This window comes from Pseudomonas sp. Irchel s3f10, assembly GCF_900187515.1.
Classification (GTDB): Bacteria; Pseudomonadota; Gammaproteobacteria; order Pseudomonadales; family Pseudomonadaceae; genus Aquipseudomonas; species Aquipseudomonas tensinigenes.
Genome location: NZ_FYDZ01000003.1, coordinates 111,301 through 133,416, shown reverse-complemented (window position 1 = coordinate 133,416; position 22,116 = coordinate 111,301). Strand labels below are relative to the sequence as shown.

General features: G+C 58.0%; 18 protein-coding genes. 8 read left to right on the top strand and 10 right to left on the bottom strand.

All coding sequences use genetic code 11. The features are described from left to right. Nucleotides 1-498 precede the first annotated feature (498 nt). From mnmE to rpmH, 5 genes are all read right to left on the bottom strand, one after another. Entirely contained in the window at nt 499-1,869 is a 1,371-nt protein-coding gene (mnmE, locus tag CKW17_RS09755; RefSeq protein ID WP_095119694.1) for a tRNA uridine-5-carboxymethylaminomethyl(34) synthesis GTPase MnmE, read from the bottom strand. Nucleotides 1,870-1,950: 81 nt separating this feature from the next. Next, nucleotides 1,951-3,633, bottom strand: coding sequence for a membrane protein insertase YidC (gene yidC, locus CKW17_RS09750; RefSeq protein WP_095119693.1), 1,683 nt, complete (start codon nt 3,631-3,633; stop codon nt 1,951-1,953). A 2-nt stretch (nt 3,634-3,635) separates the two neighbouring features. Further along, the gene (gene yidD, locus CKW17_RS09745) at nt 3,636-3,881 is read right to left on the bottom strand and encodes a membrane protein insertion efficiency factor YidD (protein WP_010465488.1); all 246 of its coding nucleotides are present in this window, start codon (nt 3,879-3,881) and stop codon (nt 3,636-3,638) included. After that, nucleotides 3,874-4,275, bottom strand: coding sequence for a ribonuclease P protein component (gene rnpA, locus CKW17_RS09740; RefSeq protein WP_016984072.1), 402 nt, complete (start codon nt 4,273-4,275; stop codon nt 3,874-3,876). The genes yidD and rnpA overlap by 8 nt, the downstream gene beginning before the upstream one ends. 16 nt (nt 4,276-4,291) lie before the next feature. After that, entirely contained in the window at nt 4,292-4,426 is a 135-nt protein-coding gene (gene rpmH, locus CKW17_RS09735) for a 50S ribosomal protein L34 (RefSeq protein WP_003213577.1), read from the bottom strand. Nucleotides 4,427-4,993: 567 nt separating this feature from the next. Here rpmH and dnaA point away from each other — a divergent pair. From dnaA to CKW17_RS09710, 5 genes are all read left to right on the top strand, one after another. Continuing rightward, the gene (gene dnaA / locus CKW17_RS09730) at nt 4,994-6,523 is read left to right on the top strand and encodes a chromosomal replication initiator protein DnaA (RefSeq protein WP_034152191.1); all 1,530 of its coding nucleotides are present in this window, start codon (nt 4,994-4,996) and stop codon (nt 6,521-6,523) included. A gap of 39 nt (nt 6,524-6,562) precedes the next feature. Then, on the top strand, nt 6,563-7,666 hold the full coding sequence (gene dnaN / locus CKW17_RS09725; protein WP_007911887.1) for a DNA polymerase III subunit beta: 1,104 nt from the start codon (nt 6,563-6,565) through the stop codon (nt 7,664-7,666). 14 nt (nt 7,667-7,680) lie between these two features. Next, nucleotides 7,681-8,784: a DNA replication/repair protein RecF gene (gene recF, locus CKW17_RS09720; RefSeq protein ID WP_003220208.1), complete on the top strand. Its 1,104-nt coding sequence runs from the start codon at nt 7,681-7,683 to the stop codon at nt 8,782-8,784. Between the two features lie 5 nt (nt 8,785-8,789). Next, nucleotides 8,790-11,207 carry a DNA topoisomerase (ATP-hydrolyzing) subunit B gene (gene gyrB / locus CKW17_RS09715; protein WP_007911885.1) on the top strand — a complete coding sequence of 806 codons (2,418 nt, stop codon included), beginning with the start codon at nt 8,790-8,792 and terminating at the stop codon, nt 11,205-11,207. A gap of 146 nt (nt 11,208-11,353) precedes the next feature. Continuing rightward, the gene (locus tag CKW17_RS09710) at nt 11,354-13,477 is read left to right on the top strand and encodes a DUF6311 domain-containing protein (RefSeq protein WP_095119692.1); all 2,124 of its coding nucleotides are present in this window, start codon (nt 11,354-11,356) and stop codon (nt 13,475-13,477) included. Between the two features lie 47 nt (nt 13,478-13,524). Here CKW17_RS09710 and CKW17_RS09705 read toward each other — a convergent pair whose 3' ends face one another. Continuing rightward, a complete protein-coding gene (locus CKW17_RS09705) occupies nt 13,525-14,244 on the bottom strand; it encodes a response regulator transcription factor (protein WP_095119691.1) in 720 nt (239 codons plus the stop codon). Nucleotides 14,245-14,413: 169 nt separating this feature from the next. Between CKW17_RS09705 and CKW17_RS09700 the strand changes: the two genes are divergently transcribed. After that, entirely contained in the window at nt 14,414-15,946 is a 1,533-nt protein-coding gene (locus CKW17_RS09700; RefSeq protein WP_095119690.1) for a HAMP domain-containing sensor histidine kinase, read from the top strand. A 168-nt stretch (nt 15,947-16,114) separates the two neighbouring features. Here CKW17_RS09700 and CKW17_RS09695 read toward each other — a convergent pair whose 3' ends face one another. The 4 genes from CKW17_RS09695 to glyQ all read right to left on the bottom strand — a co-directional run bounded on the left by CKW17_RS09695 (nt 16,115) and on the right by glyQ (nt 20,526). Next, nucleotides 16,115-16,894 (bottom strand): 1-acyl-sn-glycerol-3-phosphate acyltransferase, encoded by a 780-nt coding sequence (locus CKW17_RS09695; RefSeq protein ID WP_095119689.1) that lies wholly within the window; start codon nt 16,892-16,894, stop codon nt 16,115-16,117. An 83-nt stretch (nt 16,895-16,977) separates the two neighbouring features. After that, on the bottom strand, nt 16,978-17,517 hold the full coding sequence (gene gmhB / locus CKW17_RS09690; RefSeq protein ID WP_175552759.1) for a D-glycero-beta-D-manno-heptose 1,7-bisphosphate 7-phosphatase: 540 nt from the start codon (nt 17,515-17,517) through the stop codon (nt 16,978-16,980). Nucleotides 17,518-17,521: 4 nt separating this feature from the next. After that, nucleotides 17,522-19,576 (bottom strand): glycine--tRNA ligase subunit beta, encoded by a 2,055-nt coding sequence (gene glyS / locus CKW17_RS09685; protein WP_095119687.1) that lies wholly within the window; start codon nt 19,574-19,576, stop codon nt 17,522-17,524. Further along, a complete protein-coding gene (gene glyQ / locus CKW17_RS09680) occupies nt 19,573-20,526 on the bottom strand; it encodes a glycine--tRNA ligase subunit alpha (RefSeq protein ID WP_034152298.1) in 954 nt (317 codons plus the stop codon). Before glyQ ends, glyS begins: the two co-directional genes overlap by 4 nt. An 81-nt stretch (nt 20,527-20,607) precedes the next feature. Here glyQ and CKW17_RS09675 point away from each other — a divergent pair, with 81 nt between their 5' ends. Then, complete coding sequence (locus CKW17_RS09675) at nt 20,608-21,165, top strand: DNA-3-methyladenine glycosylase I (RefSeq protein WP_034152197.1); 558 nt, start codon at nt 20,608-20,610, stop codon at nt 21,163-21,165. A 40-nt stretch (nt 21,166-21,205) separates the two neighbouring features. After that, the gene (locus CKW17_RS09670; RefSeq protein WP_008084359.1) at nt 21,206-22,093 is read left to right on the top strand and encodes a lysophospholipid acyltransferase; all 888 of its coding nucleotides are present in this window, start codon (nt 21,206-21,208) and stop codon (nt 22,091-22,093) included. The last annotated feature ends 23 nt before the right edge of the window (nt 22,094-22,116 follow it).

Genomic DNA, 22,116 nt, shown 5'->3' with positions numbered 1-22,116 from the left:
TTCTGGACCTGGTCGACAAGTATAGGGACTTCGCCCTTCCTAAAGAACCCTTTGCACAAAATTTAACCAGCTGTGGAGAACTCGAGGTTAAAAGAATAAAAAAGAGAGAAATTTATAAAACCTTTGTTTTTATGTTTATTTCTACTGAGGCACATTTCTGTGGATAGATTGCTACAGGCCTTTATATTCAATATGTACAGAGTTTCAAAACCCTGTGCTCATGTGCCAATGAGACCATTGGATAACCGCTGTAAGCCTGTGGATGAAAGGGGTGGTTATCCACAGAGGGGGTTATATCCAGTTTTCAGGCCCTGTTATCAACTGCCCTTAGTGGCAGTTATTCACAGGGCTTAATCCACAGAAATGCGGTGAATGAAGAAATAACGGGCATGAGAAATCCGCTCAGGGAGACGAAATCTGCCCGGCACTGGAGAAAGGTTTGAGAAAGAGGAGGCGCAGACAGGTCGCGAATGGACCTGTCTGTGGGAAGCGGAGGGGTTATTTACCGATACAGAAGCTGGAAAAGATCCGTCCCAGCAGATCATCAGAGCTGAATGCCCCGGTGATTTCCCCTAGAGAGTGCTGAGCCTGACGCAGGTCTTCGGCCAGCAACTCGCCGGCACCGGCCAGAGTCAGTTGTGCACGACCGTGTTCAAGGGCTGCACTGGCATGACGCAACGCTTCCAGATGGCGACGACGAGCACTGAAGCTGCTTTCCGACGTCTGCTCGTAGCCCATACAGGCCTTGAGGTGATCGCGCAGCAGTTCCAGACCATCACCTGCAGATTTGGCGCTCAGGCTGATCGTCACGTGGCCATCTTCACTGACTTCCAGGGAAATGGATTCACCCGTCAGGTCTGCTTTGTTACGAATCAACGTAACCTTGGCCGGATCCGGCCGGGTTTCGAGGAATTCCGGCCACAGGGCAAACGGATCCAGCGCTTCCGGAGCGGTCGCATCGACCACCAGCAGGACGCGATCCGCTTCGCCGATGGCTTTCAGTGCGCGTTCAACGCCAATCTTTTCCACCTGATCGTCGGTATCACGCAAACCTGCGGTATCGACAACGTGCAACGGCATGCCGTCGATGTGGATATGTTCGCGCAGGATATCCCGCGTGGTGCCGGCAATCTCCGTCACGATGGCAGCTTCGCGACCGGCCAAAGCATTCAACAGGCTGGACTTGCCGGCATTCGGACGACCGGCAATTACCACAGTCATGCCATCTCTTAGCAAAGCACCCTGCCCGGCTTCACGCAGTACTGTGGATAATTCATCGCGGACCTTGTCCAGCATGCTCAGCACATGGCCATCGGCGAGGAAGTCGATTTCCTCTTCGGGGAAGTCGATGGCGGCTTCGACGTAAATGCGCAGACCTATCAGTTGTTCGGTCAAGTTATGCACACGCTGGGAAAACGCGCCTTGTAATGAGCGCAGAGCATTACGCGCAGCCTGTGCAGAACTGGCCTCGATCAAATCGGCAATCGCCTCGGCCTGGGCCAGGTCGAGTTTGTCATTGAGGAAGGCACGTTCACTGAATTCACCCGGACGGGCCAAGCGACAGCCTAGTTCCAGGCAACGCTTGAGCAGCATATCAAGGACGATCGGGCCGCCGTGGCCCTGCAGTTCCAGCACGTCTTCGCCGGTGAACGAGTTTGGCCCCGGGAAATACAGCGCCAGACCTTCGTCGAGCACTTGCTGGTCGTCACTGAAAAATGGCCCGTAATGGGCGTAACGCGGTTTCAGTTCGCGGCCGCTGATAGCTTTGGCTGCAACGCTGGCCAGCGGTCCGGAAATACGGACGATGCCCACACCGCCGCGACCTTGAGCGGTGGCGACTGCGGCGATGGTTTCACGAGGTGTGCTCATAAACCGGAATCCAGACAAAAGTGGCAGATAGCAAAACGCCCCACGAGGGGGCGTTCTGAGTGGTGTTATCCACAGTGCAAGTTACGCCTCGGCTTTTTTCGTCGCCGCTTCGATCTTACGCGTGATGTACCACTGTTGTGCAATCGACAGGCAGTTGTTCACAACCCAGTACAGCACCAGACCTGCAGGGAACCACAGGAAGAAGAAGGTGAAGATGATTGGCATCATTTTCATGACCTTCGCCTGCATCGGATCCGGAGGAGTCGGGTTCAGCTGCTGCTGGATGAACATGGTTGCGCCCATGATGATCGGCAGAATGAAGAACGGATCCTTGATCGACAGGTCAGTGATCCACAGCATGAACGGCGCCTGGCGCATTTCCACGCTTTCCAGCAGAACCCAGTACAGCGAAAGGAAAACCGGCATCTGCACGAGGATCGGCAAGCAGCCGCCCAGCGGATTGATCTTCTCTTTCTTGTACAGCTCCATCATGGCTTGCGACATTTTCTGCCGGTCATCGCCATGTTGCTCTTTCAGAGCAGCCAGTTTCGGCGCGACAGCACGCATGCGCGCCATCGATTTGTAGCTGGCAGCCGACAGAGGGAAGAAAATACCCTTGATCAGCATGGTCAGGAAGATGATCGACCAGCCCCAGTTACCGACAATGGCGTGGATGTGTTGCAGCAGCCAGAAGATTGGCTGGGCAATGAACCACAGAATGCCGTAGTCGACGGTCAGTTCCAGACCTGGGGACAACTCTTTCAATACAGCCTGGCTTTTCGGACCGGCGTACAGCACAGCGCTGGTTTCAACTTTGGCACCCGGAGCAGCGGTCAGTGTTGGACCGGTGTAACCGATGATGTAGTTGCCTTTGCTGTCTTTACGGGTCTGGACGATGTTGTTTTCGCCCTTCGCAGGAATCCACGCAGTCACGAAGTAGTGTTGCAGCCAGGCTACCCAACCACCGGTGACGGTTTCTTTCAGTTGCGCCTTGTCCATGTCCTTCATGGACACTTTTTTGTACGGCTCCGAACTTGTCCACAGGGCGGCGCCCAGGTAAGTCGCGGTGCCAGTAGCGGTTGTGGACGAAGGATCAGCGCTAGCATCGCGCTTCAACTGCGCGAACATCGCGCCATTCCAGGGCTGAGCGCTCTGGTTATCCACAATGTAGGAAACGGCTACGTCATACAGGCCGCGTTTCAGAGTGAAACGCTTGATGTAATTGACGCCGTCCTTGCTGAACTTGAGGTCGACGACCAGTTGGTCCTGACCGTCAGCCAGTTGATAAGTCTTCTTCTCCGAGGAGTAGACCGGACGACCGGCCGGATTTGCATCCGGACCATTGGTGCCGATCAGACCGCTTTGTGCCAGATAAACACGTTCGCCGCCGTTATCGAACAGCTGGAACGGAACATCAGGACGATCCTGACGACGTGGATACAAAGGCAAGGTCAGTTGAGCAACATCGCCACCTTGTGGATCGATCGCGAGATCGAGCACGTCGGTTTTGATCTGGATCAGATCCTTGCTGGCGGCTACCGGTGTTTCGGCAGGTGCGCTGGTATCGCTAGCGGCGCGCGGAATATCGTCACTGGCGGCAGCATTATTGCCAGTGGCGGTGTCCGGCAAACCGGATGTAGTCGTACTGGAAGCAACATTCTGAGTCGGCAGGGCAGCCTGGCCATAGTCCTGGTTCCATTTAAGAACCATAACGTAGGACACGATTGCCAGGGCGACGATCAGGATCGTGCGTTTGATATCCATGATTACTCGGCCATCGAAGAAGAACGGGAGGTAGGGATAGGTGGAACCGGGTCATAACCACCGGGATTCCACGGATGACAGCGACCTAAACGACGAAAGGTCAGCCAGCCACCGCGCAGAAGGCCATGATTTTCAATGGCTTCATACGCGTAGCAGGAACAACTGGGGTAGAAACGACAGTGGCTGGCCATCAAAGGACTAATGGCATAGCGATAAAACTGGATCGGAACGAGGGCCAGTTTACGCATCGGTACTGTCTACCCCTACAGTTTCGGTTTTGACTTCCGGAACCGGCTTGCTGCGTGCCAGGCGTTTCCAGAGCTTGCCGAAATGCTGAATCAATTCGGGGTTTTCTACATCGCCCAGACCTTTGCGCGCGACGATTACGATATCCCAGCCGACCAGTGAATCCTGGTGCAGACGGAACGATTCGCGCATCAAACGCTTGAGGCGATTGCGCTCAACGGAGAGCTTTACGCTCTTTTTCCCGATAACCAGCCCGAGACGGGGGTGATCAAGATCGTTGTTGCGTGCAAGGAGCAGGAGATTTTTCCCCGGAACCTTGCCGGTAGGGGAGTCAAAGACTGCCTTGAAATGCCGGGGGGTAAGCAGACGCTTTTCCCGACTGAAGTCCTGACTCACCTCCAGTACCGGATTATCAAACTGCCAGACGCGCACGACCTTTGGCGCGACGACGCGACAGGACTGCGCGGCCGTTCTTGGTAGCCATGCGAGCACGGAAACCGTGGGTACGAGCGCGTTTGATAGTGCTTGGTTGGAAAGTACGTTTCATTGTCGTGTTACCTGGTTCGTCCACAACGGGCCGGAATGGCCCCCGTTTTAAGAGACCGGGGATTCTAGAGAAAGCAAGCCTTCAGGTCAATTTCCAACCAACGTTTCCTTATAAATAGATCTCGAGGTGTTCTTTGCCTGATCACCTGCTCGCCATACATAAAAATAAAGAAGGGAATTATTTAAAGCTTTTCTGTAAAGCTTATAAAAGCTAGGCAAGCCTTCTTCTGTGGATAAGTGACACCGGCCCATGTTTTACCTGATGTACAGAGAATGACAACTACAGTGGAAAACCGTGTTCAGCCTGTGCTGCGCCATCGGATAACCTGTGCGTGGAATGGGCTGTTATCCACAGGCAGGTTATCCACCGAGTTCAACCCCTACTTGTCCAGTGCCCTTAGAGGCGGTTATCCACAGAGCTTATTCACACACCGTTGGTCGCCTTTTTCTGATTTAACGCATTGATAAATCATGCTCACCCGGCAACCTGCATGTGGATAAGTGGACGGCTCGCCGCTACAATGGCCGCTTGTTTTTGCCTCACCGGCTTTCAACTTAGGGGATATCCGTGTCAGTGGAACTTTGGCAGCAGTGCGTGGAGCTTTTGCGCGAGGAGCTGCCTGCCCAACAATTCAACACCTGGATCCGTCCACTACAGGTCGAAGCCGAAGGCGACGAGTTGCGCGTCTACGCACCGAACCGTTTTGTGCTGGACTGGGTCAACGAAAAGTATCTGGGCCGCGTCCTTGAACTGCTGGATGAGCACGGCAACGGCATGGCGCCTGCGCTTTCCTTATTGATAGGCAGCAAACGCAGTTCCGCTCCGCGTGCCGCACCGAACGCGCCGCTTGCAGCCGCGCAGGTTTCCCAGCAGGCCCAGGCAAATGCCACACCTGTGAGTACGCCGGCACCCACCCAGACGTCAGCCCCGGCAGCCAAGCGTTCAACGCAGAAAAGCCCTGAAGTCAGCGATGAACCGTCTCGCGACAGTTTCGACCCGATGTCCGGCGCTGCTTCGCAACAGGCCCCGGTCCGTGCCGAACAGCGCACCGTGCAGGTCGAAGGTGCGCTCAAGCACACGAGCTATCTGAACCGCACCTTTACTTTCGAAAACTTCGTCGAAGGTAAATCCAACCAGCTCGCCCGCGCGGCGGCCTGGCAAGTGGCGGACAACCCAAAGCACGGCTACAACCCACTGTTCCTTTATGGTGGTGTTGGCCTGGGTAAAACTCACTTGATGCACGCGGTGGGTAACCATCTCTTAAAGAAGAACCCGAATGCCAAGGTCGTGTACCTGCATTCCGAGCGTTTCGTCGCCGACATGGTCAAGGCGCTGCAACTGAACGCGATCAACGAGTTCAAGCGCTTCTACCGTTCGGTGGATGCCCTGCTGATCGACGACATTCAGTTCTTCGCCCGTAAAGAGCGTTCGCAGGAAGAGTTTTTCCACACCTTCAACGCTCTGCTTGAAGGTGGCCAGCAGGTCATTCTCACCAGTGACCGCTACCCGAAAGAAATCGAAGGCCTGGAAGAGCGCCTCAAATCCCGCTTCGGCTGGGGCCTGACGGTTGCCGTCGAGCCGCCGGAACTGGAAACCCGCGTCGCGATCTTGATGAAGAAGGCCGACCAGGCCAAAGTCGAGTTGCCGCACGACGCTGCGTTTTTCATTGCCCAGCGTATTCGCTCCAACGTCCGAGAGCTGGAAGGCGCGCTGAAACGCGTGATTGCCCACTCGCACTTCATGGGCCGCGACATCACTATCGAGCTGATTCGTGAATCCCTGAAAGACCTGTTGGCGCTGCAAGACAAACTGGTCTCTGTGGATAACATTCAGCGCACCGTCGCCGAGTACTACAAGATCAAGATCTCGGACTTGTTGTCCAAGCGCCGTTCGCGCTCGGTAGCACGTCCGCGTCAGGTGGCCATGGCGTTGTCCAAGGAACTGACCAACCACAGTCTGCCGGAAATCGGCGATGTGTTTGGCGGCCGCGACCACACGACCGTGTTGCACGCCTGCCGCAAGATCAACGAACTTAAGGAATCCGACGCGGACATCCGCGAGGACTACAAGAACCTGCTGCGTACACTGACCACTTGATGAACACCAGCGCAGCTTATTAAGGCAAGGGACTAGACCATGCATTTCACCATTCAACGCGAAGCCCTGTTGAAACCCCTGCAACTGGTCGCAGGCGTCGTCGAGCGTCGACAGACCTTGCCGGTACTGTCCAACGTGCTGTTGGTAGTCGAAGGCCAGCAACTGTCGCTGACCGGTACCGACCTGGAAGTCGAGCTGGTCGGTCGTGTGCAACTTGAGGAGCCGGCGGAAACAGGTTCCATCACCGTGCCTGCACGCAAGCTGATGGATATCTGCAAAAGCCTGCCTAACGATGCGCTGATCGACATCAAGGTCGACGAGCAGAAACTGGTGGTGAAGGCTGGCCGTAGCCGTTTCACCCTGTCGACTCTGCCAGCCAACGATTTCCCGACCGTTGAAGAGGGTCCGGGCTCGCTGACTTGCAGCCTTGAGCAAAGCAAACTGCGTCGTTTGATCGAACGCACCAGCTTCGCCATGGCCCAGCAGGACGTGCGTTACTACCTCAACGGTATGCTGCTGGAAGTGTCCGAAGGCATCATCCGCGCCGTGGCCACCGACGGTCACCGTCTGGCCATGTGCTCGATGAAAGCCGATATCGGCCAGCCTGATCGCCATCAGGTGATCGTGCCGCGCAAAGGTATCCTTGAACTGGCACGTCTGCTCACCGAGCCGGACGGCAACGTCAGCATCGTGTTGGGCCAGCACCACATCCGCGCGACCACCGGCGAATTCACCTTCACCTCGAAACTGGTTGACGGCAAGTTCCCGGACTACGAGCGCGTTCTGCCGAAGGGCGGCGACAAGTTGGTACTGGGCGATCGCCAGGCGCTGCGTGAAGCGTTCAGCCGTACCGCGATTCTGTCCAACGAGAAGTACCGCGGTATCCGTCTGCAACTGGCCAGCGGTCAGTTGAAGATCCAGGCCAACAACCCGGAGCAGGAAGAAGCGGAAGAAGAAGTGGGCGTTGAATACAACGGCGGCTCCCTGGAAATCGGCTTCAATGTGAGCTATTTGCTCGACGTGCTGGGCGTGATGACCACCGAGCAGGTTCGCCTGATCCTGTCCGACTCCAACAGCAGTGCGCTGGTGCAAGAGTCCGACAACGACGATTCGGCTTACGTTGTCATGCCGATGCGTCTGTAATCAGCTGACTCTGGATGTCCTTAAGTCGTGTTTCGGTCACCGCGGTGCGCAATCTGCACCCGGTGACCTTCTCCCCCTCCCCCCGCATCAATATTCTTTACGGCGCCAACGGCAGCGGCAAAACCAGTGTTCTGGAAGCCATTCATCTGCTGGGGCTTGCCCGTTCGTTCCGTAGCACGCGGCTTTTGCCGGTCATCCAGTATGAGCAGCTCGCCTGTACCGTGTTCGGTCAGGTCGAACTGGCCGAGGGTGGGCATAGCGCTTTGGGCATCTCGCGCGATCGTCAGGGCGAGTTCCAGATCCGCATCGACGGCCAGAACGCCCGCAGCGCCGCGCAACTGGCGGAGATCCTGCCGCTGCAGTTGATCAACCCCGACAGCTTCCGCCTGCTTGAAGGCGCGCCGAAGATTCGTCGGCAGTTTCTCGACTGGGGCGTGTTCCACGTCGAGCCGCGCTTCATGGCCACCTGGCAGCGTTTGCAGAAGGCCTTGCGCCAGAGAAACTCATGGCTGCGGCATGGTACACTTGACGCCGTTTCGCAAGCGGTTTGGGACAGGGAACTGTGCCAGGCCAGCGCTGAAATCGATGAATACCGCCGCGCTTACATCAAAGCCTTGAAACCAGTCTTTGAACAAACCTTGAGCGAACTGGTTGAGCTCGAAGGTTTGACGCTCAGCTATTACCGAGGCTGGGACAAAGACCGGGAGTTGAGCGCCGTACTGGCAGGTTCCGTGCAACGGGACCAGCAAATGGGTCATACCCAGGCAGGACCACAACGGGCTGATTTGCGTCTTAGATTGGGCGCACACAACGCCGCGGACATTTTGTCCCGGGGTCAGCAGAAGTTGGTGGTCTGTGCACTGCGGATTGCCCAAGGGCATCTGGTAAGCCAGGCCCGACGCGGTCAGTGTATTTATCTGGTGGATGACTTGCCGTCCGAGCTGGACGAGAGCCATCGTCGCGCGCTGTGTCGCTTGCTGGAAGACTTACGCTGCCAGGTGTTTATCACCTGTGTAGATCACGAATTATTGAGGGAAGGCTGGCAGACGGAAACGCCAGTCGCTTTGTTCCACGTGGAACAGGGCCGTATCACCCAGACCCACGACCATCGGGAGTGAAGGCATTGAGCGAAGAAAATACGTACGACTCAACGAGCATTAAAGTGCTGAAAGGCCTGGATGCCGTACGCAAACGTCCCGGTATGTACATTGGTGACACCGACGATGGCAGCGGTCTGCACCACATGGTGTTCGAGGTGGTCGACAACTCGATCGACGAAGCCCTCGCCGGCCACTGCGACGACATCAGCATCATCATCCACCCGGATGAGTCCATCACCGTTAAAGACAACGGCCGTGGCATCCCGGTAGACGTGCACAAAGAGGAAGGCGTTTCCGCCGCCGAGGTCATCATGACCGTCCTCCACGCTGGCGGTAAGTTCGACGACAACTCCTACAAAGTTTCCGGCGGTCTGCACGGTGTAGGTGTGTCGGTAGTGAACGCACTGTCCGAAGAGCTGGTTCTGACTGTTCGCCGCAGCGGCAAGATCTGGGAACAGACTTACGTCCACGGCGTACCTCAGGCGCCGATGGCCATCGTTGGCGATAGTGAAACCACCGGTACCCAGATCCACTTCAAGGCTTCCAGCGAAACCTTCAAGAACATTCACTTCAGCTGGGACATCCTCGCCAAGCGCATTCGTGAACTGTCCTTCCTCAACTCCGGTGTCGGCATCGTCCTCAAGGATGAGCGCAGTGGCAAGGAAGAGCTGTTCAAGTACGAAGGCGGCCTGCGTGCGTTCGTTGAATACCTGAACACCAACAAGACTGCGGTCAACCAGGTGTTCCACTTCAACATCCAGCGTGAAGACGGCATCGGCGTGGAAATCGCCCTGCAGTGGAACGACAGCTTCAACGAGAACCTGTTGTGCTTCACCAACAACATTCCGCAGCGCGACGGCGGTACTCACCTGGTGGGTTTCCGTTCGGCACTGACGCGTAACCTGAACAACTACATCGAGCAGGAAGGTCTGGCGAAGAAGCACAAAGTCGCCACCACCGGTGACGATGCCCGTGAAGGCCTGACCGCGATCATCTCGGTGAAAGTGCCGGATCCGAAGTTCAGCTCGCAGACCAAAGACAAGCTGGTCTCTTCCGAAGTGAAGACCGCGGTCGAACAGGAAATGGGCAAGTACTTCTCCGACTTCCTTCTGGAAAACCCGAACGAAGCCAAGCTGGTCGTCGGCAAGATGATCGACGCTGCGCGTGCCCGTGAAGCTGCGCGCAAGGCCCGTGAGATGACCCGCCGTAAAGGCGCGCTGGACATCGCCGGCCTGCCGGGCAAGCTCGCTGACTGCCAGGAAAAAGACCCGGCGCTGTCCGAACTGTACCTTGTGGAAGGTGACTCCGCGGGCGGCTCTGCCAAGCAGGGACGTAACCGCAAGACCCAGGCCATCCTGCCGTTGAAGGGCAAGATCCTCAACGTCGAGAAAGCCCGTTTCGACAAGATGATCTCTTCCCAGGAAGTGGGCACCTTGATCACCGCACTGGGCTGCGGTATCGGTCGCGACGAGTACAACATCGACAAGCTGCGTTATCACAACATCATCATCATGACCGATGCTGACGTTGACGGTTCGCACATCCGTACCCTGCTGCTGACCTTCTTCTTCCGTCAGTTGCCGGAGCTGATCGAGCGCGGCTACATCTACATCGCTCAGCCACCGCTGTACAAGGTCAAGAAAGGCAAGCAAGAGCAATACATCAAAGACGACGACGCCATGGAAGAGTACATGACGCAGTCGGCCCTGGAAGATGCGAGCCTGCACCTGAACGAAGAAGCCCCGGGCATTTCCGGTGAAGCGCTCGAGCGTCTGGTGAACGACTTCCGCATGGTGATGAAGACCCTCAAGCGTCTGTCGCGCCTGTACCCGCAGGAACTGACCGAGCACTTCATCTACCTGCCGGCCGTGAGCCTGGAAAAGCTCGGCGACCACGCAGCGATGCAAGAGTGGCTGGCCCAGTACGAAGCGCGTCTGCGCACCGTTGAAAAATCCGGTCTGGTCTACAAGGCCAGCCTGCGTGAAGACCGTGAACGTGGTGTCTGGCTGCCAGAGGTCGAACTGATCTCCCACGGCCTGTCGAACTACGTCACCTTCAACCGCGACTTCTTCGGCAGCAACGACTACAAAACCGTCGTCACCCTCGGCGCTCAACTGAGCACCCTGCTCGACGAAGGCGCGTACATCCAGCGTGGCGAGCGCAAGAAAGCGGTCACCGAGTTCAAGGAAGCACTGGACTGGCTGATGGCGGAAAGCACCAAGCGCCACACCATCCAGCGATACAAAGGTCTGGGCGAAATGAACCCGGATCAGCTGTGGGAAACCACCATGGACCCAAGCGTGCGCCGCATGCTGAAAGTCACTATCGAAGACGCCATTGGCGCAGACCAGATCTTCAACACCCTGATGGGTGATGCGGTCGAACCTCGTCGTGACTTCATCGAGAGCAATGCTCTCGCGGTATCCAATCTGGACTTCTAGGTTGCCGACTCCGCAGAGGAAAGGCCCGCGCAAGCGGGCTTTTTTTTGCGTTCAATTTCGTCTTGAAGCGCGATACGATGCGGCTCTTTCGTCGCAGACAGGCGGCGGCCAGATTGTAGAAAAACGACTAAAAAAAGAGCAATCAATTGACTCATCAATGCGTAAGGAAGGATTCCGTCACACGTCTATCGGTCAATGTGCTGCCCCTGCTGTTGGGGGTTCTGGCCTTTTTTATTGTCATCGGTCCAAGGGCGCTAAACCCGCAAAACATTGCGTGGCTGGGCAGCGGTGATCCGGCAACGCACTACCTTGGCTGGGTGTTTTTCAGGCATTCGCCCTGGTCGTTGCCGCTGGGGCTCAATCCTTCGTATGGATTGGAGCTGAGCAGCGCGATCATCTACTCGGATTCGAACCCGCTGCTGGCGTTGATCTTCAAACCCTTTGCCGCATGGCTTCCCGAGCCTTTCCAGTACTTTGGCCTGTGGCTGTTGTTGTGTTTTGTGTTGCAGGGCTGGTTTGCCTGGAAGCTGATGGGCCTGGCCACCGCCAACATTGCGCTGCGTTTGCTGGGGGCGGCACTGTTTCTGTTCAACCCGGCGCTGATTTCGCGGATGGCAGAGCATTTATCCCTCGCCGGGCACTTCCTGATCCTGGCTGCCCTGTATCTGGCCCTGCGCCCTCATGTCGAGCGGCGTTGTCCGGCCTGGGGCACGTTGCTGGCGGTCGCGGCCTTGGTACACGCTTATCTGTTGGCAATGGTTGGCTTGATCTGGCTCGCCGACTTGCTGGCCCGATCATTGAGGCGGCAGCTGCTGCTGAAAAAGGCGTTTGTCGAGCTGGTTGGCCTGCTGTTGCTGACCGGGGTGTGTTGCTGGCAAGCAGGCTATTTCACCGTTGAAGGTGAGGGACTGGCTTCATTCGGATTCGGATTGTTTCGCGCCAATGTGCTGACGTTTTTCGACCCCGCTGGATGGTCTCGCGTCCTCGGCGATGTACCTGGCGTACCTGGGGATTCGGCCGGCATGGCTTTCCCGGGGCTGGGGGTGATGTTTCTGCTCGTTTGCGCGCTGTGGTTCATTTGCTCCGGCGAAGGCCAGATCGTTGCAACGATGCGCAAACGCTGGTTATTGCTGCTGGCACTGTTTGGACTGATGCTTTTTGCGTTCTCCAACAGGATCGGCGTCGGACCGCTCGAGTTCGTCTACTGGTTGCCTGACCCCATCATTTCCATGGCCGGTATTTTCCGCGCTTCGGGGCGGATGATCTGGCCGGTCATGTACGCGGCGATCTTTGCGGTGGTGTTCCTGATCGCGCGTAACGCGGCGCCACGGACTGCGCTGTTGCTGCTGGTGACAGCCCTTCTGGTACAGGTCTTCGACACCCGTGCCGGTTGGTCAGGCATACGCCGGCAGCAGATGGTCACACCTGCTGCGACGTGGAAAACCCCGATGGTCAATCCGTTCTGGCAAAGCGCGGCAGCGCATTATCAAAAAGTCCGCTACGTGATTCCGCAGAACCTGACGACTCATTGGATGACCCTCTCCGATTACGCGGGCCGGAATCATCTCGCCACCGATGCGGTGTACCTGGGCCGAGTGAGTGCGCAAGCGCAGGAGGATCTGCAGCGTACTGCCGCCAGAACCATCGACTCCGGCAAGTATGAGCGCGATACCCTCTACGTGCTTGAGCAGCGGTCAGCGCTGCAAGCGGCGCTCAACGTGGATGACGACAGCGATATGCTGGCCAGGATTGACGGCTTCCATGTGCTGGCCCCGGGCTGGAAGCGCTGCGCTGATTGTCTGCCGCTCATGGCCGGTGCTTCCCGGGATTTGATCCCTTCATTCGACGCCGGGGAAAAGCTGCAGTTTGTGGAGGGCAGTCGGGGCACGGCTGCACTTGGAAAAGGCTGGTGGTTTGCCGAGGCGTGGGGCACCGGATCGGTCGGGCCGGATGCCGAGATCATCCTGCGCCCCAAGGCTGGCGTGAGTTCACTGACGCTTGAAACCAACGCGTTCCTGTCTGAAAAAACGCCGCGCCAAACGGTGGATATCAGCATCAATAACATGCCGGTAATCTCTGCCAGCCTGACCAACGCCACCAGCAACACAATCAATATCAACCTGCCTGCCGAGGTGCAGGCCCTCGTTGCGCAACAAGGCGTGCTGCGTATCCAGCTGCATTTTCCGCTGGCAGTCAGTCCGCATGATCTCGGCTGGGGAGAAGACATCCGCAAACTGGCGATTGGATTGCTGGCATTGACCTTTCATTGATCACTGGTGCCCGCCAGGGCCAACGCAATGCCGTTGGCCTGCCCTCGTCACTCGCTCGCTGCCGTGACACTCTCCAGCCGATATCCATACCCGTAAATGGTCAGCAGTTGCCAGCCCCGCTCCGCCGTCAGCCCAAGTTTGTTGCGCAGACGGTAGATGTGCGTATCCAACGGTCGCGATGACGCCATCTCCTCATGCGGCCAGAACCGCTCATAGAGATAATCCCGCGACAACGGCCGGCCCAGATTGCTGAACAGGCACCGAGCCAGTCGATATTCACGCTCGGTCATGACGATTGGTTTTCCCTCCCGGGTAACGGTCAGTTCGGCGTCATCAAACGTCAGGTCATTAAAGCTCAGCACTTCCGTCGCTGCCGCACGTTGCTGACTATGTCGACGCAACACCGCAGCTACGCGCGCTTTCAGTTCATTCGGCCGGAATGGCTTGCTCACATAATCATCCGCCCCCGCATTCAACGCCTGAACGATATCGTTTTCGCCATCGCGGCTGGTCAGCATGATCGCTGCCGGTGGCGCTTCCATGTGCTCGCGGGTCCAGCGCAGCAGGGATAGACCCGTGAGGTCGGGCAGTTGCCAGTCGAGGATCAGCAGGTCGAAGGTCTCCCGGCGTAGCTGTCGCAACAGGTCTTCACCACGCTCGAAGCTGTGCAGTGACCACGGCTGTTCGCCGGCATCGGCCATTTGCTGCAGGGTTTGCTCGACCCGGCGCAGTTCGGCGGGTTCGTCGTCCAGTATCGCAACGCGCATACGCGGTGGTTCCTTGTTGCTTGGGCAGTTGGGCGTCAACCATAGTCGCTTGGTCATCACCTTGAAAGTAAGCGGCCCGCCGTTGGTCGACGTCCGCTATGATTCTTCGGGTCTACGTCTCAGACCTTTGACCTATGAAAGCATTCACCCTGCCCTGCCCTTTTTCCCCATGAACAATCAGCGCCGGCGCGAAAGCCGTGAGCCGAGTCAGGTGCAGCGACTGTTTCGACAGTTGGTGCGTGAGTGGTTGTGGATAAGTCTAGTGCTGTTGCCGCTGACTGCGCTGCTGTCTTACCGTGCGCAGATCAACTTGCACGATGCGCATCCGGCGACGGGCGCATTGTTGTCGGTCGCTTGGGTGGCAGGCAGTCTAGGGCTGCTGTTATGGCGTCCGCGCTGGGCGCTTTGGGTCACGTTGATCGGCATGGCGTGTGCACTGCTAGCCAGTGCGGCTCTGGCAGAAATGCGCCTTTGGTGGTCGCCGACGCCGGCATTGCTGGGCATGTTGTTCGGTTATCTGATCTGGAATTGGCGGCGCCTGAGTGTGGTGTTGACCTATTTCGGTTGGGAATTGGCACGACTGGACAGTGAACCGAAAGTTTTCCCCGAGCGCCGTCGCTCGCAATTCACCGGGGCTGACCGCCTGCAGGGTCAGATCATGGCGCTCGAACAAGCCATGAGCCGCACCCGCGATACCCGGCGTTTTATCGCCGACGGTCTGGAGTACCTGCCGGTTGCCACACTGATCAGTGACCCCAAGGGGCAGATACTGTTGGGCAATCGCAAGGCTCGCCAGCTCTTCGATAACAACCTGGTGGGGGATGACGTCCTCGATCAACTCGAGTGGCTCGGTTACCCGGAATTATCCACAGAGCTGCGCCCGCCGCTATCCGGCCTGCCGCTGTTGGAGTTCCGTGATCACAAGGAGCGCAGCCTGCGTCTGGAACGTGCCGCCCTCCTTCCGGTGGACGGTGACACGCCAATTGGCTGGCTGCTGAGCCTCACCGACCTCAGTGCCGAACGCGCCGCCGAAGAACAGCGCAGTGTGTTGCTGCGCTTTCTTTCCCACGACTTGCGCGCGCCGCATTCGGCGATCCTCGCCTTGCTCGATGTGCACCGTTATCAAGTCGGGGCCGATGCGCCGTTGTTCGAACAAATCGAACGCCAAGTACGTCGCGCGCTGGATCTGACTGACGGGTTTGTTCTGTTGGCGCGGGCCGAATCCGAGGCTTACCAATTTCAGCCGACGCTGTTCGCGATGTTGGTGCTGGACGTGCTGGATCAAGCGTTGCCCATCGCCCAGCAGAAACGTATCGAGCTGCTGCATGACATGGATGAAGAGTCGCAGGAGCGTCTGATCAATGCTGATCAGGGCTTGCTGACCCGCGCGCTGTTCAACCTGCTGGAGAACGCGATCAAGTACAGCCCGGCGGATACCACTATCACCCTGCGCGTCAGTTGCCGCGAGGGGTGGCTGCACTGTGAATTGATCGATCAAGGCAAGGGCATCGCCGCTGATGAATTGCCCGACCTGTTCAGCCAATACCGACGTTTTTCTTCCGCGCAGGGCATCGACGGCGTGGGCCTCGGCTTATCGATGGTCAAAGCGGTAGTCGATCATCACGGCGGCAAAATCGAATGCCGCAGCGTGGTTGATCAAGGCACCACCTTCCTGCTTGAGTTACCGCTTGTCCCTGACTGATCATGCACAAAAAAACCGGCTATATCAGCCGGTTTTTTTACATTCGAAAAAAACTTATGCACCTTTTACGGTCTTTTATGAGCTTGAGAAATATATAAGTAAATCAATCACTTAATTTCAATATTCAAGCGTTTTCAACAAAACCGTACACAGGTTATCCACAAAATCTCAGACAGCGATCTGATCACTTGCGGCCGGTGCCTGCGGGGCCGGTGGCAGTGAGCCCATTTCGCGCTGGGTCTTCTCGTTCCAGGCTTGTACCCGGTCGTTCAACTCAGCGACGGCGCGAGGGCCAGTGCCTTCGGCATACATCGGCTCACCGATGACCACGGTGATCACTCCGGACTTTTTGCCCCAGCCGATTTTCGGCCAGAACTTGCCGGCATTGTGTGCAATCGGCAGCACCGGAAGCGCCGCATTCACCGCCAAAGCGCTGCCACTGCGGGAGAACTTGCCGACAGTGCCGTAAGGAACGCGTGTACCTTCGGGGAAGATCAGCACCCAAACGTTGTCCTTCAGCAGCTCATCACCCTTCGCCGCGACTTGTTTCAAAGCAGCTTTCGGGTTGTCCCGGTCAATCGCGATCGGCCGCAACATGGCCATGGCCCAGCCGAAGAACGGCACGTAAAGCAATTCGCGCTTGAGCACTTGGCTCAGCGGCGAGAAATAAGCGGAGAGAAAAAACGTCTCCCAAGTGCTCTGGTGGTTCGACTGAATCACGCAGGGCCGGTCAGGCACGTTTTCCGCGCCTTTGATTTCGTAACGGATACCGAGAAACACCTTGGTCAACCACAAGGCGCAACGGCACCAGTACACGTTGATAAAACGATAACGCGCCTTGAATGGCAAAAACGGCGCGATAAAAAAACTCAAACTGCACCACAGCAGGGAAGTGGTGCCCAGCAGCAGGTAAAAGAGAAAAATCCTGATGGCCCGCAGTATCGACATAGTGACGTTTACCGTTACGGGGCAATGCCCGAGTGTTCAAGCGCACTCCCGATCAATCCCTGGTCAGGAACTTCAGAAGTACTCTAGTTGTGGATAAGTTCTGCGGCAATCGCCGCCAGATCGTCAAAAATCAGAGTGCCAACCGGCAGGGTTTTGCCCTGAGTCTTTGCGCCTTTTCCGGTCTTTACCAAAACTGGCTGTGAATCGACGGCTTTGGCGGCCTCCAGGTCACCAAGGCTGTCGCCGACGAACCAGACATTGGTCAGCTCGACGTTGTAATGCGCGGCGATGGTTTTCAACATCCCCGGTTTCGGCTTGCGGCAATCGCAGCCTTCGTCCGGGCCATGCGGGCAATACACGATCAGCCCGACTTCACCGCCCTGCTCCGCCACGAGTTCGCGCAACCGCGCGTGCATGGCATCGAGGGTGGCGAGGTCGTAATAGCCGCGAGCAATGCCCGACTGGTTGGTGGCGACCGCCACCGTCCAGCCGGCCTTGCTCAACTGCGCAATCGCTTCGATCGAGCCGGGCAACGGAATCCACTCCGCCACCGACTTGATATAAGCGTCGGAGTCGTAATTGATCACTCCGTCCCGATCGAGAATCAGCAGTTTCAACAGCAATCCCTCAACCCAGCAGCGAAATGTCGGCAACACCGAGGAACAGACCACGCAGACGCGCCAGCAGCGCGTAACGGTTGGCCCGCACATTGGCGTCGTCGGCATTGACCATCACTGCGTCGAAGAACGCATCGACCGGCTCACGCAATGCCGCCAGGCGTGCCAGCGATTCGTTGTACTGACGCGCTGCAGCCATTGGCTGTACAGCCTGATCCGCTTGCTGGATCGCCGAGTACAGAGAAAACTCGTTGGCGTTGTCGAAGTACTTGGCTTGCACCTCGGTCGGTACCGCGCCTTCGAGTTTGCTCAACAGGTTCGATACGCGCTTGTTCACCGCCGCCAGCGCTGCCGCTTCCGGCAGTTTGCGGAAGGCTTGCACCGCTTGCACACGCTGATCGAAGTCCAGCGCCGAACCCGGCTTCAAAGCACGGACCGACAGGTAAGTGGCCACTTCAACGCCTTCGTCTTCGTAACGCGCACGCAGACGGTCGAAGATGAATTCCAGCACGGCTTCGTTGAGGCCGGCAGCCTTGACCTTGGCACCGAACGCGGCCACGGCGAAAGCCACGGCGTCGTTCAGGTCCAGATCGAGTTTCTTCTCGATGAGGATACGCAGCACGCCGAGTGCCGCACGGCGCAGGGCATACGGGTCTTTGCTGCCGGTTGGCAGCATGCCGATACCGAAGATACCGACCAGAGTGTCAAGCTTGTCAGCGATCGCGACGGCTGCACCGGTCAGCGTGGCCGGCAGTTCTGCACCGGCACCGCGTGGCATGTACTGCTCGTTCAGCGCCAGCGCGACGTCTTCCGGCTCGCCGTCATTGAGGGCGTAGTAGTAACCGGCGACACCTTGCATCTCCGGGAACTCGCCGACCATTTCGGTGGCCAGGTCGCACTTCGACAGCAGGCCTGCACGGGCAGCCCACGACGCGTTGCCGCCGATGCGTGCGGCGATGTACGCAGCCAGTTTCGATACGCGCTCGGCCTTGTCGTAGACGCTGCCGAGTTTTTCCTGGAACACCACGTTCTTCAGGCGATCATTGAAAGCTTCGAGTTTCTGCTTCTTGTCCTGCTTGAAGAAGAACTCTGCGTCGGTCAGGCGTGGGCGAACCACTTTCTCGTTACCGGCGATGATCTGCTGTGGATCTTTGCTTTCGATGTTGGCCACAGTGATGAAACGTGGCAGCAACTTGCCGTCGGCATCCAGCAGGCAGAAGTACTTCTGGTTGTCCTGCATGGTGGTGATCAGCGCTTCCTGCGGCACGTCGAGGAAGCGTTCCTCGAATGAGCACACCAACGGCACCGGCCATTCAACCAGCGCGGTTACTTCGTCGAGCAGTGCCGGCGGAACGATGGCCGTGCCTTCCTGACGGGTGGCCAGCTCTTCGGTGCGCTTGCTGATGATTTCGCGACGCTCGTTGGCGTCGGCCAATACATAGGCGGCACGCAGGTCAGCGAGGTAGCTCGACGGCGAACCGATGCGCACGCTTTCCGGGTGATGGAAGCGGTGACCACGGGAATCACGGCCGGCCTTCTGCGCGAGGATGGTGCAGTCGATGACCTGGTCACCGAGCAGCATCACCAGCCATTGGGTCGGACGCACGAACTCTTCCTTGCGCGCACCCCAACGCATGCGTTTCGGGATCGGCAGGTCGTTCAGCGAATCTTCGACGATGGTCGGCAGCAGGCTTGCGGTCGGCTTGCCAGCGATGCTCTGGCTGTAACGCAGTTTCGGGCCGCTCTGGTCGATTTCGCTCAGATCAACGCCGCACTTCTTGGCAAAGCCCAGTGCTGCCTGAGTCGGATTGCCGTCAGCGTCGAACGCCGCCTGACGCGGCGGGCCGTCGAGGTTGATGCTGCGATCCGGTTGCTGGGTCGCCAGCGCGGTGATCAGCACAGCCAGACGGCGCGGCGCGGCGTAGACGGTTTTGGTTTCGTAGCTCAGGCCAGCGGCTTGCAGGCCCTTGTCGATACCGGCGAGGAACGCCTCAGCCAAGGTGTTCAGGGCTTTCGGTGGCAGTTCTTCGGTGCCCAGTTCAACCAGAAAATCTTGCGCACTCATTGTGCAGCCTCCAGCTTGGCCAGTACTTCGTCACGCAGGTCCGGGGTCGCCATCGGGAAGCCCAGCTTGGCGCGTGCCAGCAGGTAGGCTTGCGCAACGGAACGCGCCAGGGTGCGTACGCGCAGAATGTATTGCTGACGTGCGGTTACCGAGATCGCCCGGCGCGCATCCAGCAGGTTGAAGGTGTGCGAAGCCTTCAGGACCATTTCGTAGCTCGGCAACGGCAGCGGCTGGTCGAGTTCGATCAGACGCTTGGCTTCGCCTTCATAGAAGTCGAACAGTTCGAACAGTTTGTCGACGTTGGCGTGCTCGAAGTTGTAAGTGGACTGCTCCACTTCGTTCTGGTGGAACACGTCGCCGTAGGTGACTTTGCCCATCGGGCCGTCAGCCCAGACCAGGTCGTAGACCGAATCCACGCCTTGCAGGTACATGGCCAGACGCTCGAGACCGTAAGTGATCTCGCCGGTCACCGGGTAGCACTCGATGCCGCCAGCCTGCTGGAAGTAAGTGAACTGAGTCACTTCCATACCGTTCAGCCAGACTTCCCAGCCCAGACCCCAGGCGCCGAGGGTCGGCGATTCCCAGTTGTCTTCGACGAAGCGAATGTCGTGAACCAATGGGTCCAGACCGACATGCTTGAGCGAGCCCAGGTACAGTTCCTGGAAGTTGTCCGGGTTCGGCTTCAGGACGACCTGGAACTGGTAATAGTGCTGCAGACGGTTCGGGTTTTCACCGTAACGGCCGTCAGTCGGACGGCGGCTTGGTTGCACGTAAGCGGCGTTCCAGGTTTCCGGGCCGATGGCGCGCAGGAAGGTCGCGGTGTGGAAAGTGCCGGCGCCTACTTCCATATCGTAGGGCTGAAGTACCACACAACCTTGCTCGGCCCAGTATTGCTGGAGCGCGAGGATCAAGTCTTGGAAGGTACGCACGGCTGGCGTAGGCTGGCTCACGAAATTCACCTGTTTCTTGGGCTGCGATTTAAAGAGCGGGAGTATACCCGATTCATTGCTGCGCACGCCCCCTGGAGCCTTATGCCACGCTGCTTTTGGTGTACCGAAGATCCGCTGTACATGGCTTATCACGACCAGGAGTGGGGCACGCCGCTACGCGATGCGCAGGGTTTGTTCGAGTTGCTTTTGCTCGAAGGGTTCCAGGCCGGGCTGTCCTGGATCACCGTGCTGCGCAAACGCGAGCGTTATCGCGAGGTGTTGTTCGGCTTCGATGTGCAGCGGGTGGCGCAGATGAGCGACGCCGAAATCGACGAATTGATGCTCGACCCGGGGATCATCCGCAACCGCCTCAAACTCAACGCCGCCCGCCGTAATGCCCAGGCCTGGCTGGCGCTGGAGGATCCGGTGGCGTTCCTCTGGTCGTTCGTCGGCGACCAACCGATCATCAATCATTTCAAGGATCGCAGCGAAGTCCCGGCGATCACCCCCGAAGCGCTGGCGATGAGCAAAGGCCTGAAAAAGGCCGGGTTCACGTTCGTCGGCCCGACCATTTGCTACGCGCTGATGCAGGCCTCGGGCATGGTCATGGATCACACTCAGGATTGTGACCGCTACGCGCAGCTCGCCAACGGCGGTTAGAATGGCCGCCTCGCGCACCGCACAAGATCAGGAGTGACCTGTGGAAAAGTTTAAAGGCGCCTTGCTGGTAGGCGCTCTGCGGCTGTTTGCCCTGCTGCCATGGCGGGCTGTGCAGGCCGTGGGTTCGGCGATCGGCTGGATCATGTGGAAAACCCCCAACCGCTCCCGCGACGTGGTGCGGATCAACCTTGCGAAATGTTTTCCACAGATGGATCCGGCCGAACGTGAGCGTCTGGTCGGGCAGAGTCTGAAGGATATTGGCAAGTCGCTGACCGAAAGCGCCTGCGCGTGGATCTGGCCGGCGCAGCGTTCGATCGATCTGGTGCGCGAAGTCGAGGGTCTCGATGTGCTGAAAGATGCCTTGGCCTCGGGCAAAGGCGTGGTCGGCATCACCAGCCACTTGGGCAACTGGGAAGTGCTCAACCACTTCTATTGCAGCCAGTGCAAACCGATCATTTTCTACCGTCCGCCGAAGCTCAAGGCTGTGGACGAATTGCTGCGCAAACAGCGCGTGCAACTGGGCAACAAAGTCGCTGCTTCCACCAAGGAAGGCATCCTCAGTGTCATTAAGGAAGTGCGCAAGGGTGGTGCAGTGGGCATTCCCGCTGACCCGGAACCGGCCGAATCTGCCGGGATCTTCGTGCCGTTCTTCGCCACGCAGGCGCTGACCAGCAAATTCGTGCCGAACATGTTGGCGGGTGGCAAAGCCGTAGGCGTGTTCCTCCACGCGCTGCGCCTGCCCGACGGTTCCGGCTACAAAGTGATCCTCGAAGCGGCGCCGGAAGCCATGTACAGCACCGATACCGCCGAATCCTGCGCGGCCATGAGCAAAGTGGTCGAGCGTTATGTCGCGGCGTATCCGAGCCAGTACATGTGGAGCATGAAGCGCTTCAAGAAACGTCCGCCGGGCGAAGAGCGCTGGTACTGAGCTGATTGGCATGATCTGTGGAT